The organism is Pantoea sp. MBLJ3 (assembly GCF_000816655.1).
In the GTDB taxonomy this organism is placed as follows: domain Bacteria; phylum Pseudomonadota; class Gammaproteobacteria; order Enterobacterales; family Enterobacteriaceae; genus Pantoea; species Pantoea eucalypti.
Genome location: NZ_JSUT01000002.1, coordinates 126365 through 141251, shown reverse-complemented (window position 1 = coordinate 141251; position 14887 = coordinate 126365). Strand labels below are relative to the sequence as shown.

Sequence of the window (14887 nt, the reverse complement as noted above, 5' to 3'; positions counted from 1 at the left end):
TTTTTATTTTTCCTCGGCGATAAAGCGGGCAATGATGCTGCCCATCTCATCTGTGCTGACCGCTGGGCCATCACCGGCTAAATCTTTGGTGCGGTAGCCCTGTTCCAGTGCACGACTGATGGCGCGTTCGATACTGTCGGCTGCCGCATCGGCATTCAGGCTGTAACGCAGCAGCAATGACAGCGACAGAATCTGGGCGACCGGGTTGGCAATATTCTGTCCGGCGATATCCGGCGCTGATCCCCCCGCCGGTTCGAACAGGCCAAAGCCCGCTTCATTCAGGCTGGCTGACGGCAGCATACCCATCGAGCCGGTGATCATGGCGCACTCATCAGACAGAATGTCACCAAACAGGTTGGAGCAGAGCAGCACGTCAAACTGCGACGGGTCTTTGATCAACTGCATGGTCGCGTTGTCGATGTAGATGTGGCTCAGTTGCACGTCCGGGTATTCTTTAGCCACTTCGTTGACGATTTCGCGCCACATCACCGAGGTCTGCAGCACGTTAGCTTTATCAACCGAGGTGACTTTGTTGCGACGTTTGCGCGCCGATTCAAACGCGATACGGGCAATGCGCTCGATTTCGAAACGGTGATAGACCTCGGTATCAAAAGCACGCTCTTCCGGGCCGCTGCCTTCGCGTCCTTTCGGCTGGCCAAAATAGATGCCGCCAGTCAGTTCACGCACGCACAGAATGTCGAAGCCTTTAGCCGCGATGTCGGCGCGCAACGGGCAAAATGCTTCCAGACCGCTGTAGAGCGCAGCCGGACGCAGGTTACTGAACAGCTTAAAATGTTTGCGCAGCGGCAGTAGCGCACCGCGCTCCGGCTGTGATGCGGGCGGTAAGTGCTCCCACTTCGGACCGCCAACGGAACCAAACAGGATCGCGTCGGCCTGCTCGCAGCCTGCAACCGTTGCCGGTGGCAGAGGCTCTCCATGCTGATCGATAGCGATGCCGCCGACCGCATATTCCTGAGTAGTGATCTGCATATCAAAGCGCTGACGAATGGCATCAAGCACCTTCATCGCCTGCGCCATCACTTCCGGGCCGATACCATCACCGGGTAAAACTGCGATATGAGATGAACTGGACATGGTTATACGGTTTCCTTCTGGTCTTTAAATTTGCGCTGCAATTCTTGTTCAACCTGACGGGCACGCCAGATATTGTTCAGGGCGTTGACCATCGCTTTAGCGGAGGACTCCACAATATCGGTCGCCAGACCAATTCCGTGGAATTTGCGGCCGTTGTAGCTTACGACGATATCGACCTGGCCCAGCGCATTCTCGCCGTGGCCTTTAGCGGTCAGTTTGTAGTTAACCAACTCAGCGTCAAACTGGGTAATGCGGTTAATCGCCTGGTAAACCGCGTCAACCGGGCCGTTACCGGTAGCCGCATCAGATTTAGCAACATCGCCGCAACCCAGATTAACCGAGGCTGTGGCAGTCATGCTGGAACCGGTCTGGACGTTAAATTCGTGCAGCTGGAAATGCTCCGGCTCTTCATTCTGTTTGTTGATGAAGGCCAGCGCTTCCAGGTCGTAATCGAAAACCTGCCCCTTTTTGTCGGCCAGCTTCAGGAAAGCGTCATACAGCGTATCCAGATTGTAATCCTGCTCGGCATAGCCCATCTCTTCCATACGATGTTTTACCGCCGCACGGCCGGAACGAGAAGTCAGATTGAGCTGAATTTTATGTAAGCCGATCGATTCCGGTGTCAGGATTTCGTAGTTCTCGCGATTCTTCAGCACGCCATCCTGATGAATACCGGAAGAGTGGGCGAAAGCATTGGAGCCGACCACGGCTTTATTCGCTGGGATCGGCATGTTGCAGATCTGGCTGACCATCTGGCTGGTACGGTAAATTTCCTGATGATTGATATTGGTGTGTACGTTCATGATCTGCTGGCGGGTTTTAATCGCCATGATCACCTCTTCCAGCGCACAGTTACCGGCACGTTCACCCAGACCATTCATCGTGCCTTCAACCTGACGCGCGCCTGCCTGGACGGCAGCCAGGGCATTACCGGATGCCATACCCAGGTCATCGTGGGTATGCACAGAGATAATCGCTTTATCGATGTTAGGAACGCGGTTCATCAGTTCACTGATAATGTGCGCATATTCGCCTGGCAGGGTGTAACCAACGGTATCCGGGATGTTGATGGTGGTCGCACCGGCGTTAATCGTGGCTTCCACCATACGGCACAGGTCATCAATCGGGGTACGGCCGCCATCTTCACAGGAGAACTCAACGTCACTGGTGTAGTTACGTGCACGCTTCACCATATGTACCGCACGCTCAATCACTTCTGGCAGCGTGCTGCGCAGTTTGGTTGCGATGTGCATTGGGGAAGTGGCGATGAAGGTATGAATACGGAAGGCTTCGGCAACACGCAGTGACTCATAAGCTGCGTCGATATCTTTTTCTACACAGCGCGCCAGTCCGCAGACGCGGCTGTTTTTGATGGTACGCGCAATGGTCTGAACAGACTCAAAGTCGCCCGGTGAGGAGACCGGGAAACCGACTTCCATTACATCCACGCCCATGCGCTCCAGCGCTAACGCAATCTGCAATTTTTCTTTCACACTCAGGCTGGCCTGTAATGCCTGCTCACCGTCGCGCAGAGTGGTATCGAAAATAATGACTTGCTGGCTCATCGTATTCATCCTTATGCTTTTTCTGGCCTGGCAACGAGCATAAAAAAACCCGCGACAGGCGCGGGTTTTTAACTTTCAGCAGGTTTGAATCAGTGTTTGATTCCGCCCACAAGTCTACCGCGCAAGCTGAGTGCGTTTAGTAGTAGACCGAGAAGGCGAACAGAACGAAACATGGATTCAAACCTTATAAAATGTTGTGCTGTACATATTGGTACTGGAATCATTCAGGGATGTCAACCTTCAATGCAGGGGTATTCTCCTGGGCGCCAGAGGAAGATATTCTGTTATTTATCGGTCAGGCAGCGTAATGAACAGCGCGACCCTCACTGTGGACGCAATCAGCGCGGGAATGCGGGGCTCTGGGGCGCGATTTAAATCCTATTTAATTGAATTATAAGTATTTTGTTTGCATGGTGTTATGCGGGAACACAGCATTTATCACCTGCTGGTTAGCATAATCCAATGTGCTTTAGTGATTTCCTGGTTAATTACGCCAGAAAAGAAAAATGTCAGACGATAGTGGGCTATTGCAGCCGGTAATAAGTTTTCGTTATTTCTTAGATCACGCTGAAAATAATTTCATACCCAGCATTTTCCTCTGCGGTTCTGCCGCGTAATTAGTTTAATCCGCGTAGCCAATTCTTATCGGCCAGAGGCTTTACATCCCTGCCTTTTAATTTACGCGGGTTTGCGGTTTGCCTGCCCGTGTAACTGCGGTTATGGTAATCGACCTACTCTCAGAAAAATAAACGCAACAGATTTCTCTGTAACCGGACAGCGGCTGACGTTTCCGCTGTCGTGCATAAACATAAGATTTTGATTGGCAAAGCAGGCACCGGGGCAACGTGATACGCATAAACGGGCGCATTCACAGAGCCGGGTCCGCAAGCCTGGAGGCAGAAGATGGAGATGTTGTCAGGAGCCGAAATGGTCGTCCGTTCGTTAATCGATCAGGGCGTGAAACAGGTATTCGGTTATCCGGGTGGCGCAGTCTTAGATATCTATGATGCGCTGCAAACCGTCGGAGGTATCGATCACATTCTGGTGCGCCATGAGCAGGGTGCGGTGCATATGGCTGATGGCCTGGCGCGCGCGACGGGTGAAGTCGGCGTGGTGCTGGTCACCTCCGGACCTGGTGCAACCAATGCGATTACCGGTATCGCCACCGCCTATATGGACTCGATTCCGCTGGTGATTCTGTCGGGTCAGGTTCCGTCGTCGCTGATTGGCTATGACGCCTTTCAGGAATGCGACATGGTCGGCATCTCTCGTCCGGTGGTGAAGCACAGCTTCCTGGTGAAAAACACCGAAGAGATCCCAGGCGTGCTGAAAAAGGCATTCTGGCTGGCCTCCAGCGGCCGTCCGGGACCCGTGGTGATTGACCTGCCAAAAGATATCCTGAACCCGGCGAACAAATTGCCTTATCACTGGCCGGAGTCAGTGAGCATGCGCTCTTACAATCCCACTATTCAGGGTCATAAAGGGCAGATTAAGCGCGCGCTGACAACATTGCTGGCGGCGAAGAAGCCGGTGATCTATGCGGGTGGCGGTGCCATTACCGCAGGCTGTGAAGCGGAGCTGTTACAGCTGGCAGAAAGCCTGAATATTCCGGTGACGACCTCGCTGATGGGCCTGGGCGCGTTTCCTGGCACCCATCGTCAGTGTGTCGGCATGCTGGGTATGCACGGCACCTATGAAGCTAATATGACGATGCACAACACCGACCTGATTTTTGGGATCGGTGTTCGCTTTGATGATCGCACCACCAACAATCTGGCGAAATATTGCCCCAATGCCACGGTGATGCACATCGATATCGACCCGACCTCTATTTCCAAAACGGTGTCGGCGGATATCCCGATTGTCGGCGATGCAAAACAGGTGCTGCAGCAGATGCTGGAGTTACTGACGCAAAGCGACACGCCATCACGTGCTGAAAGCCTGCACGACTGGTGGCAGGAGATTGAAGGCTGGCGCAGTCGTCACTGTCTGGAATTTGATCGCACCAGCGACAAAATTAAGCCGCAGGCCGTGATTGAAACCATCAGCCGGCTGACCAAAGGCGATGCCTATGTCACGTCAGATGTAGGTCAGCACCAGATGTTTGCTGCGCTCTATTATCCTTTCGATAAACCGCGCCGCTGGATCAACTCTGGCGGTCTGGGCACCATGGGCTTTGGCCTGCCCGCGGCGCTGGGTGTGAAAATGGCGCTGCCGGAAGAGACCGTCATCTGCGTAACGGGCGATGGCAGTATCCAGATGAATATTCAGGAGCTTTCAACAGCATTGCAGTACGATCTGCCGGTGCTGGTACTGAACCTGAATAACCGGGTGCTGGGCATGGTGAAACAGTGGCAGGATATGATCTACTCGGGTCGCCACTCCCAGTCTTATATGGAATCGCTGCCTGACTTCGTGCGTCTGGCGGAAGCCTACGGTCACGTCGGGATCGCGATTGAGCATCCGGCTGAGCTGGAAGAGAAGCTGACGCTGGCGCTGGAAACCCTGGCGAAGGGGCGTCTGGTCTTTGTGGATGTCACCGTTGACGGTAGCGAACATGTCTACCCAATGCAGATTCGCGGTGGCAGCATGGATGAGATGTGGTTGAGCAAAACGGAGAGGACATAATTATGCGTCGTATTTTATCAGTTCTGCTGGAGAACGAATCCGGCGCATTATCCCGTGTCGTCGGCCTGTTCTCACAGCGCGGCTATAACATTGAAAGCCTGACCGTGGCGCCAACCGACGATCCCACACTGTCGCGGATGACCATTCAGACGGTGGGCGATCAGAAGGTACTGGAGCAGATTGAAAAGCAACTGCACAAGCTGGTGGATGTCCTGCGCGTCACCGAGCTGGGGCAGGGCGCCTATGTTGAGCGCGAAATCATGCTGGTGAAGATTCAGGCCAGTGGTTATGGTCGCGAAGAGGTGAAGCGTAACGCCGAGATCTTCCGTGGTCAGATCATCGATGTAACGCCGACGCTGTACACGGTTCAGCTGGCAGGCACCAGCGACAAACTGGACGCCTTCCTGAGCACCGTCCGCGATGTCGCTGAAATTGTTGAAGTGGCGCGCTCCGGTATCGTCGGCGTTTCACGCGGCGATCGCATCATGCGTTAATCACGCTGCGTCATCATCAATCCTCACCTAACCCGGCGAAATGCCGGGTTTTTTTATTTTTTATGCGCCAGGCGGATTACATTCAGAAAAGCGGTTGCTCCGCGCACTTTTCTGCTGTTAGATGATAGACATGAGTTATCCATAGCTTAACTGCGGCTATTTCTGCCGTAAAAGCGGATTTGATGGTGGGGTTATTGTGAAACTGGATGAAATTGCGCGTTTGGCAGGCGTGTCGCGCACCACGGCCAGTTATGTGATCAACGGCAAAGCGCGGCAGTATCGTGTCAGCGACAAGACCGTTGAAAAAGTCATGGCAGTGGTACGTGAACATAATTATCACCCTAATGCGGTGGCTGCGGGGCTGCGCGCCGGGCGTACGCGATCCATTGGGTTAGTGATCCCTGATCTGGAAAATACCAGTTATACGCGTATTGCAAACTATCTTGAGCGACAGGCACGTCAGCGCGGCTATCAGCTTCTGATCGCCTGTTCTGAAGATCAGCCTGAAAACGAGATGCGCTGCATTGAACATCTGCTGCAGCGCCAGGTCGATGCAATTATCGTTTCCACCTCATTACCGCCAGAGCATCCCTTTTATCAGCGCTGGATCAACGATTCTCTGCCAATAATTGCGCTGGACCGTGCGCTGGATCGTGAACATTTTACCAGTGTCGTCGGGGCCGATCAGGACGATGCCCAGACACTGGCTGCTGAACTGCGTCAGCTCGACGTTAAAAATGTGCTGTTCCTCGGTGCGTTACCCGAACTGTCAGTGAGCTTCCTGCGCGAAATGGGTTTCCGCGATGCCTGGAAAGACGATCCCCGTCCGATTGATTATATCTACTGCAACAGCTTCGAACGCACTGCTGCTGCTGCACTGTTTGAGAAATACCTTGAAGATCATCCGATGCCAGAGGCGCTTTTCACCACCTCTTTTGGGCTGCTGCAGGGTGTGATGGATGTGACGCTGAAACGAAACGGCCGCCTGCCGACGGAGCTGGCGATTGCCACCTTTGGCGACCACGAATTACTGGACTTTCTTGAGTGTCCGGTCCTGGCCGTTGGTCAGCGTCATCGTGACGTGGCAGAGCGCGTGCTGGAATTAGTTTTAGCCTCACTGGACGAACCCCGAAAACCAAAACCAGGCTTAACCCGTATCCGGCGTAATTTATACCGGCGCGGACAATTAAGCCGAAGAGTTAAATGAGTAACGGGCAGTATTATACTGCCCCTTTTATTTCGCGATTTACTGATTAAATAAACAGGTCGACGTAAAAAAGGGTAAATTCTGCTCATCAAATCTAACAAAGCAGAAAGCCCGATACCTATTATTTGCTTACAACTTCAACAAACCTTCTTTCCCGTCTGCCCTGAAGCCGCTGGGCTTCCATTCAGAAATCCCCTAAAATGCCGCCGCTGTCTCAGAAATCAGGATAAATATTTAACCCTTTACATTGTTTCATTTTTAGTCTTTTTTCCCCGAGCCATTTTTTTTATTCAGTTATTCATTGGCTTAATTTTTAGTTTCTCCTTTTATTCGATTATATCGTCGCCAGACTTTAATTTTGCGCCTTGTAAAGAGTGATATTCAACTGCCGCTCCGGCTTGACAAGGATTTCATGGGATCCTTAAACTCGTTTCGTGGTAAAAAGTGGGATAAAGTGGCGTAAATGGGTGATGAGGAGAAGAGACTGGCATGTTCCGCGGAGCAACGTTAGTCAATCTCGACAGCAAAGGGCGGCTCGCCGTACCCACGCGATATCGCGAATTGCTGATTGGGGAGTCTCAGGGGCAGATGGTCTGTACCATCGACCTCCACCAGCCATGCCTGTTGCTTTACACCCTGCCCGAATGGGAAATCATTGAAAAAAAGCTGGCACGCCTTTCCAGTATGAATCCACTTGAGCGCCGCGTGCAGCGTTTGCTGCTGGGACATGCCAGTGAATGTCAGATGGACAATGCAGGCCGCCTGCTGCTGGCGAATACGCTTCGGCAGCACGCAAAATTAACCAAAGAAGTGATGCTGGTTGGACAGTTCAATAAGTTTGAGCTGTGGGATGAACAGACCTGGTATCAACAAGTCAGGGACGATATTGACGCAGAACAGTCGGCTCAGGAACCTTTATCTGAGCGGTTGCAGGACTTGTCGCTATAGCTATGCAGGAAAATTTCAAACATACCACCGTGCTGTTGGATGAGGCGGTTAACGGCCTCAATATCAGGGAAGACGGTATTTACATCGACGGCACATTTGGTCGTGGTGGCCACTCACGCCTGATTCTTTCGCAACTGGGAGAGAAGGGAAAACTGATCGCCATCGATCGTGATCCGCAAGCTATCGCCGCTGCTGCTGAGATTACCGACCCGCGTTTTTCAATTATTCATGGCCCTTTTTCTGCGCTGGCAGAGTATGTTTCTGAACGGGATCTGGTCGGAAAAATTGACGGGATTTTGCTGGACCTGGGGGTTTCATCGCCGCAACTGGATGACGCTGAACGCGGCTTCTCCTTTATGCGTGACGGACCGCTGGACATGCGAATGGACCCGTCGCGTGGTCACTCAGCCGCAGAATGGTTGCTGCACGCGGAAGAGGCAGATATCGCTTTCGTCCTGAAGACTTACGGTGAAGAGCGATTCGCTAAACGTATTGCCCGGGCCATTGTCGAGCGCAATCGCGAGCAGCCGATGACCCGCACCCGTGAACTGGCTGAAGTCATCTCCATCGCTATGCCAGTGAAAGATAAGTTTAAACATCCGGCTACACGTAGCTTCCAGGCCATTCGCATCTGGATTAACAGTGAACTGGAAGAGATCGATATCGCACTGAAAGGCGCGGTTCAGGTACTCGCACCGCAGGGCCGTCTCTCTGTGATCAGCTTCCATTCACTGGAAGATCGGCTGGTTAAGCGCTTTATGCGCGATCAGAGTCGTGGACCACAGGTGCCGGCCGGAATACCGATGACTGAACATCAGCTGCGAGCCCTGGGTGGCCGTGAACTGAAGTTGCTCGGCAAAATGTCGCCGGGTGACGCTGAAGTCTCTGAGAACCCACGCGCGCGCAGCTCGGTTTTACGTATCGCGGAGAAAACCGACGCATGATCGGTAACGAGCGTCACAGTCTGCCTGCCGTTATCGGCGGGGATCTGCTGCGAAAGGGCAAGATTCCAGTGCTGTTGCTGATCGCTGTCGTGGTTTCTGCCGTGCTGGTGGTCACCACCACGCATAAAACACGACTGTTAACGGCACAGCGTGAACAGCTGGTGCTGGAGCGTGACGCGCTGGATATCGAGTGGCGCAACCTGATTCTGGAAGAGAATGCGCTGGGCGATCACAGCCGTGTTGAACGCATCGCCACCGAGAAGCTGCAGCTGCAGCACGTTGATCCTTCACAAGAAAATATCGTGGTGCAGAAATAAGGACTTAAGTTAGCGAATGAGCGGCACAGGCAGAACGCTGAAATTGAAGAAACCGGAAGATAAAGCCAGCTTTGTAAGCTGGCGTTTTGCGTTGCTGTGCGGCTGTATTTTACTGGCGCTGGGTGGATTGCTGTCACGTGTTGCCTGGCTGCAGGTGATCAATCCTGGCAAGCTGGTCAAAGAGGGCGATCTGCGCTCGCTGCGCGTTCAGGCGGTGCCAACCTCGCGCGGGATGATCAGCGATCGTGCCGGACGACCGCTGGCAGTGAGTGTCCCGGTTAATGCCATCTGGGCGGATCCAAAAGAGCTGCACGCCGGTGGTGGCGTCACGCTGGACAGCCGCTGGAAGGCACTCTCTGATGCGCTCTCTATCCCCCTTGACCAGTTGGCCGCGCGCGTAAATGCCAATCCTAAAGGCCGCTTTGTCTATCTGGCGCGTCAGGTCAATCCGGCCATCGGCGACTACGTCAAAAAACTCAAACTTCCCGGTATTCATCTGCGCGAAGAGTCGCGCCGTTACTATCCTGCCGGGCAGGTTACCTCTCATCTGATTGGCTTTACCAACATCGACGGGCAGGGCATTGAAGGCATTGAGAAGAGTTTTGATAAATGGCTGACCGGTGCGCCGGGCGAGCGGACGGTGCGTAAAGATCGCTACGGTCGCGTCATCGAAGATATCTCCTCTGTGGACAGCCGGGCCGCGCATAACCTGACTCTCAGCATCGATGAGCGCTTACAGGCGCTGGTCTACCGTGAACTGAATAACGCCGTGGCCTTTAACAAAGCGGAATCGGGCACGGCAGTACTGGTGGATGTGAATACCGGCGAAGTACTGGCGATGGCCAACAGCCCGGCTTACAACCCGAATAATCTTGGCAACACGCCGAAAGATCTGATGCGTAACCGCGCCATCACCGACATTTTCGAACCTGGCTCGACCGTGAAGCCGATGGTGGTCATGGCGGCGCTGCAACGCGGCGTGGTCAGAGAGAACAGTGTCCTGAATACCGTGCCATATCGCGTTAATGGTCATGAGATCAAGGATGTGGCGCGCTACAACGAATTGACCCTGACAGGGGTTTTACAGAAATCGAGTAACGTCGGTGTTTCACGTCTGGCGTTAGCGATGCCTTCCTCAGCGCTTGTAGAAACTTATGCGCGCTTTGGACTGGGCAAACCGACCAATTTGGGGCTGGTCGGGGAAAGCAGTGGCTTATACCCTAAAAAACAACGGTGGTCTGACATAGAGAGGGCCACCTTCTCTTTCGGCTACGGGCTAATGGTAACGCCGTTACAGTTAGCGCGAGTCTACGCAACAATTGGCAGCTATGGCATTAATCGCCCGCTGTCGATTACCAAAGTGGATCCGCCCGTCGCGGGACAACGCGTTTTCGATGAGTCACTGGTGAAAACCGTGATGCATATGATGGAAAGCGTGGCGCTGCCTGGTGGCGGTGGGGTCAAAGCGGCCATCAAAGGTTATCGGATTGCGATAAAAACCGGTACAGCGAAAAAAGTCGGGCCCGATGGTCGCTACGTCAACAAATACATTGCCTATACCGCAGGCGTTGCGCCTGCCAGTCATCCCCGATTCGCGCTGGTGGTGGTGATCAACGATCCCCAGGCCGGCAAGTATTACGGTGGTGCGGTTTCTGCCCCGGTGTTTGGTGCCATCATGGGCGGCGTACTGCGCACCATGAACATCGAGCCGGACGCGTTACCGACCAATGACAAGAATGAGTTGGTGACTAACAGAAGTGAGGAAACAAGTGACAGATCGTAACCTGCGCGACTTACTCGGCCCCTGGGTGCCAGGCGCGCCGGCGCGCCCACTGCGCGACATGACACTGGATAGCCGCATTGCGGCTTCTGGCGATCTGTTTGTCGCTGTTGCAGGCCATCAGGTCGATGGACGCCGTTTCATCCCGCAGGCGATTGCTCAGGGCGTCGCCGCCGTGGTGGCCGAAGCTGAAGGCGAAGCCGCCGACGGCGAAATCCGTGAAATGCACGGCGTACCGGTTATCTATCTGGCCCAATTGCCTCAGCGTCTTTCAGCCTTAGCAGGCCGTTTTTATCAGCAGCCGGGTGAGAAACAGACGCTGATTGGCGTTACGGGTACAAATGGTAAAACCACCACGACCCAGTTGCTGGCGCAGTGGGCAACGCTGCTGGGTGAAACCAGCGCGGTCATGGGCACCGTCGGGAATGGGCTGGTGGGTCACTTGTCCGCGGCAGAAAATACCACCGGCTCAGCAGTTGATGTTCAGCATCTGCTGAACGATCTGGCGGAAAAAGGGGCGACCCTGACCGCAATGGAAGTCTCGTCACACGGACTGGTTCAGCATCGCGTCGCGGCGCTGCCGTTTGCCGCAGCGGTCTTTACCAATCTCAGCCGCGATCACCTCGATTATCACGGTGATATGCAGAGCTACGAGTCAGCCAAATGGCTGTTGTTTTCTGAGCATCAGGTCGGGCAGGCGATTCTTAACGCCGATGATGAAGTCGGTCGTCGCTGGCTGGCGCGCTTACCGGATGCGGTGGCAGTCACCATGGAGAATAACCTCCAGCCTGGCTGCCATGGCCGCTGGCTGAAAGCCGATGCGGTGGAGTACCACGATAACGGCGCACACATCCGTTTCAGCTCCAGCTGGGGCAACGGAGAAATCAACAGTCCATTAATGGGCGCGTTCAACGTCAGCAATCTGATGCTGGCGCTGGCGACGCTGCTGTCACTGGATTATCCGCTGGCGACGCTGATCAACGTTGCACCGCAGTTGCAGCCGGTCAACGGGCGTATGGAAGTGTTCAGCGCCGCAGGAAAACCGACGGTCGTGGTGGATTATGCCCATACGCCGGATGCGCTGGAAAAAGCGCTGGAAGCAGCCCGCCTGCACTGCAAAGGCAAACTGTGGTGTCTGTTTGGCTGCGGTGGCGATCGTGACAAAGGCAAACGACCATTAATGGGCGCCATTGCTGAGCAATATGCGGATGTGGTGGTGATTACCGACGACAATCCGCGCAGCGAAGATCCGCAGGCGATTGTTAACGATATTCTGACCGGTTTGCTGGATCCGGGCCGCGCCCGGCTGGTGTCTGGCCGCGCGCAGGCCGTCACTAACACCATCATGCAGGCTCAGCCTGACGATATCGTACTGGTGGCCGGTAAAGGCCACGAAGATTATCAGATCATCGGCAATCGCCGTCTCGACTACTCCGATCGTGCCACGGTTGCGGCACTGCTGGGAGGCGCAGCATGATTCCGGTTTCATTAAAAACGCTTGCGGAGATCACCGGCGGAACGCTGCACGGCAGTGATTTAACCCTGAATGACGTAACGACGGATACCCGCAAAGTGACAGCAGGCAGTCTGTTTGTCGCGCTGGTGGGCGAACGTTTTGATGCCCATGACTTCGCTGAAGAGGCCATTGACAGTGGCGCACAGGCGTTACTGGTCAGTAAGCATTTACCTGTCTCTGTGCCTCAGGTCGTCGTGGAAGATACCCGACTTGCTTTTGGCCGACTGAGTGCCTGGGTTCGTCAGCAGTCCACTGCCCGCGTCGTGGCGCTGACCGGCTCGTCCGGCAAAACGTCGGTTAAAGAGATGACGGCAGCGATTCTGCGTGAGTGCGGTGAGACGCTCTACACCGCAGGCAATCTCAACAACGATTATGGCGTGCCGATGACGCTGCTGCGTCTGACCGCAGAGCATCAGTATGCGGTAATTGAGCTTGGCGCTAATCATCAGGGCGAAATCGCCTACACCACCGACCTGGTTAAACCGGAAAGCGCGCTGGTGAATAACCTGGCAGCGGCCCATCTGGAAGGCTTTGGTTCGCTGGCGGGTGTCGCTAAAGCCAAGGGCGAGATTTTTCAGGGCTTACCGGCTAATGGCATTGCGATTCTCAACGAGGAGAGCAACGACTGGCCAAACTGGCAGACCACGCTGCAGGACAAAACCGTGTGGCGCTTCTCGCCGCAGGCGGCAGCGTGTGATTTCTCTGCCCGTGATATCCGCATTGCGCAGGACGGCACCCATTTTGTGATGAAGACACCGCGTGGTGAGGCAGAGATTGTGCTGCCGTTGCCGGGTCGGCATAACATTGCCAACGCACTGGCTGCGGCAGCTCTGGCCCTGTCAGTGGATGCCCCGCTTAGCGCCGTTCAGCAGGGGCTGAAAAACCTGCAGTCGGTGCCAGGTCGCCTGTTCCCGGTGCGCCTCTCTGCGCATCAGCTGCTGCTGGATGACAGTTATAACGCGAACGTCGGATCGATGACCGCCGCCGTCCAGGTCCTGTCAGAGATGCCGGGCTACCGGGTGCTGGTCGCCGGCGATATGGCGGAACTGGGTGATGAGACCGAAAAATGCCACCGCGAAATCGGGGATGCGGCACGTGATGCAGGTATTGATCGCGTACTGAGCTGCGGAAAATTCAGCCATTTTATTAGTGAAAACAGCAAAGCTGGCGAACATTTCAGCGATAAGACAGCGCTGACTGAACGTTTGCGTCAATTGTTGTCCGAACACTCAGAAATTACCGTCCTGATAAAAGGCTCGCGTAGTGCCGCCATGGAGCAGGTAGTACAGAGCTTAAAGGAGAAAGGAACATGTTAGTTTGGCTGGCCGAGCATCTGGTCGCTTTTTATTCGGGCTTCAACGTCTTTTCCTATCTGACGTTTCGCGCCATTGTCAGCCTGCTGACAGCACTCTTTATCTCTCTCTGGATGGGGCCACGCCTGATTGCGTGGCTGCAGAAATTACAGATTGGTCAGGTTGTCCGTAACGATGGCCCGGAATCGCATTTCAGTAAGCGCGGAACGCCCACAATGGGCGGGATTATGATTCTGACCTCCATCACCATTTCGGTGCTGATGTGGGCATATCCGTCGAATCCCTATGTCTGGTGCGTGCTGTTCGTGCTAATCGGCTTTGGCATCATCGGCTTTGTCGATGACTACCGCAAAGTGGTGCGCAAAGATACTAAGGGTCTGATTGCCCGCTGGAAATATTTCTGGATGTCGGTGATTTCTCTGGGCGTCGCGTTCGGGCTTTATGCAGCAGGTAAAGACACCCCGGCGACCCAGCTTGTGGTGCCCTTTTTCAAAGACATCATGCCGCAGTTAGGCCTGTTTTATGTGCTGCTGGCCTACTTTGTGATTGTCGGAACGGGTAACGCGGTCAATCTGACCGATGGTCTCGATGGTCTGGCGATCATGCCCACCGTCTTTGTCGCCGCAGGCTTTGCGCTGGTTGCCTGGGCCACCGGTAACGTGAAGTTTGCTGAATATCTTCATATTCCTTATCTGCGTCACGCCGGTGAGCTGGTGATTGTCTGTACCGCCATCGTCGGGGCAGGGCTGGGCTTCCTGTGGTTCAACACCTATCCGGCTCAGGTCTTTATGGGTGATGTCGGCTCACTGGCGCTGGGCGGCGCGCTGGGAACCATCGCCGTGTTGCTGCGTCAGGAATTTTTACTGGTGATTATGGGTGGCGTGTTTGTGGTTGAAACGCTGTCGGTAATCCTGCAGGTGGGATCGTTTAAGTTGCGCGGCCAGCGTATTTTCCGCATGGCGCCGATCCATCACCACTATGAACTCAAGGGCTGGCCGGAACCGCGCGTCATTGTGCGCTTCTGGATTATTTCGCTAATGCTGGTGCTGATTGGCCTGGCCACGCTGAAGGTGCGTTAAT

General features: G+C 54.5%; 13 protein-coding genes. 10 read left to right on the top strand and 3 right to left on the bottom strand.

Annotation, left to right across the window (positions count from 1 at the left end):
• Positions 1 to 3 precede the first annotated feature (3 nt).
• The 3 genes from leuB to leuL form a co-directional block, all read right to left on the bottom strand.
• A complete protein-coding gene (gene leuB / locus NP77_RS01680) occupies positions 4 to 1095 on the bottom strand; it encodes a 3-isopropylmalate dehydrogenase (RefSeq protein WP_003854775.1) in 1092 nt (363 codons plus the stop codon).
• Between the two features lie 2 nt (positions 1096 to 1097).
• The gene (gene leuA / locus NP77_RS01675) at positions 1098 to 2660 is read right to left on the bottom strand and encodes a 2-isopropylmalate synthase (RefSeq protein WP_003854773.1); all 1563 of its coding nucleotides are present in this window, start codon (positions 2658 to 2660) and stop codon (positions 1098 to 1100) included.
• Positions 2661 to 2749: 89 nt separating this feature from the next.
• Entirely contained in the window at positions 2750 to 2833 is an 84-nt protein-coding gene (gene leuL / locus NP77_RS24030) for a leu operon leader peptide (RefSeq protein WP_099257765.1), read from the bottom strand.
• A gap of 730 nt (positions 2834 to 3563) precedes the next feature.
• On the opposite strand from leuL, the gene ilvI reads away from it, so the two are divergent.
• The 10 genes from ilvI to mraY all read left to right on the top strand — a co-directional run bounded on the left by ilvI (position 3564) and on the right by mraY (position 14886).
• Positions 3564 to 5288, top strand: coding sequence for an acetolactate synthase 3 large subunit (ilvI, locus tag NP77_RS01670; RefSeq protein ID WP_003854771.1), 1725 nt, complete (start codon positions 3564 to 3566; stop codon positions 5286 to 5288).
• A gap of 2 nt (positions 5289 to 5290) precedes the next feature.
• Positions 5291 to 5782: an acetolactate synthase small subunit gene (gene ilvN, locus NP77_RS01665; RefSeq protein ID WP_003854770.1), complete on the top strand. Its 492-nt coding sequence runs from the start codon at positions 5291 to 5293 to the stop codon at positions 5780 to 5782.
• Positions 5783 to 5978: 196 nt separating this feature from the next.
• A complete protein-coding gene (gene cra, locus NP77_RS01660) occupies positions 5979 to 6989 on the top strand; it encodes a catabolite repressor/activator (RefSeq protein WP_003854769.1) in 1011 nt (336 codons plus the stop codon).
• A gap of 489 nt (positions 6990 to 7478) precedes the next feature.
• Positions 7479 to 7937 carry a division/cell wall cluster transcriptional repressor MraZ gene (mraZ, locus tag NP77_RS01655; protein ID WP_003854767.1) on the top strand — a complete coding sequence of 153 codons (459 nt, stop codon included), beginning with the start codon at positions 7479 to 7481 and terminating at the stop codon, positions 7935 to 7937.
• Positions 7938 to 7939: 2 nt separating this feature from the next.
• Entirely contained in the window at positions 7940 to 8881 is a 942-nt protein-coding gene (gene rsmH / locus NP77_RS01650) for a 16S rRNA (cytosine(1402)-N(4))-methyltransferase RsmH (protein ID WP_003854766.1), read from the top strand.
• Complete coding sequence (gene ftsL / locus NP77_RS01645) at positions 8878 to 9198, top strand: cell division protein FtsL (protein ID WP_003854764.1); 321 nt, start codon at positions 8878 to 8880, stop codon at positions 9196 to 9198. Before rsmH ends, ftsL begins: the two co-directional genes overlap by 4 nt.
• Positions 9199 to 9214: 16 nt before the next feature.
• Positions 9215 to 10981, top strand: a complete 1767-nt coding sequence (locus tag NP77_RS01640; protein WP_003854762.1) for a peptidoglycan glycosyltransferase FtsI — start codon at positions 9215 to 9217, stop codon at positions 10979 to 10981.
• Positions 10968 to 12455, top strand: coding sequence for a UDP-N-acetylmuramoyl-L-alanyl-D-glutamate--2,6-diaminopimelate ligase (gene murE / locus NP77_RS01635; protein WP_039658783.1), 1488 nt, complete (start codon positions 10968 to 10970; stop codon positions 12453 to 12455). Before NP77_RS01640 ends, murE begins: the two co-directional genes overlap by 14 nt.
• A complete protein-coding gene (gene murF, locus NP77_RS01630) occupies positions 12452 to 13810 on the top strand; it encodes a UDP-N-acetylmuramoyl-tripeptide--D-alanyl-D-alanine ligase (RefSeq protein ID WP_008925574.1) in 1359 nt (452 codons plus the stop codon). The genes murE and murF overlap by 4 nt, the downstream gene beginning before the upstream one ends.
• Entirely contained in the window at positions 13804 to 14886 is a 1083-nt protein-coding gene (gene mraY / locus NP77_RS01625) for a phospho-N-acetylmuramoyl-pentapeptide-transferase (protein WP_003854755.1), read from the top strand. Before murF ends, mraY begins: the two co-directional genes overlap by 7 nt.
• The last annotated feature ends 1 nt before the right edge of the window (position 14887 follow it).

Coding starts and splice junctions, on each gene's coding strand:
- leuB (WP_003854775.1), bottom strand. CDS start 1,095: ATGTCCAGTTCATCTCATATCGCAGTTTTACCCGGTGATGGTATCGGC.
- leuA (WP_003854773.1), bottom strand. CDS start 2,660: ATGAGCCAGCAAGTCATTATTTTCGATACCACTCTGCGCGACGGTGAG.
- leuL (WP_099257765.1), bottom strand. CDS start 2,833: ATGTTTCGTTCTGTTCGCCTTCTCGGTCTACTACTAAACGCACTCAGC.
- ilvI (WP_003854771.1), top strand. CDS start 3,564: ATGGAGATGTTGTCAGGAGCCGAAATGGTCGTCCGTTCGTTAATCGAT.
- ilvN (WP_003854770.1), top strand. CDS start 5,291: ATGCGTCGTATTTTATCAGTTCTGCTGGAGAACGAATCCGGCGCATTA.
- mraZ (WP_003854767.1), top strand. CDS start 7,479: ATGTTCCGCGGAGCAACGTTAGTCAATCTCGACAGCAAAGGGCGGCTC.
- rsmH (WP_003854766.1), top strand. CDS start 7,940: ATGCAGGAAAATTTCAAACATACCACCGTGCTGTTGGATGAGGCGGTT.
- ftsL (WP_003854764.1), top strand. CDS start 8,878: ATGATCGGTAACGAGCGTCACAGTCTGCCTGCCGTTATCGGCGGGGAT.
- NP77_RS01640 (WP_003854762.1), top strand. CDS start 9,215: ATGAGCGGCACAGGCAGAACGCTGAAATTGAAGAAACCGGAAGATAAA.
- murF (WP_008925574.1), top strand. CDS start 12,452: ATGATTCCGGTTTCATTAAAAACGCTTGCGGAGATCACCGGCGGAACG.
- mraY (WP_003854755.1), top strand. CDS start 13,804: ATGTTAGTTTGGCTGGCCGAGCATCTGGTCGCTTTTTATTCGGGCTTC.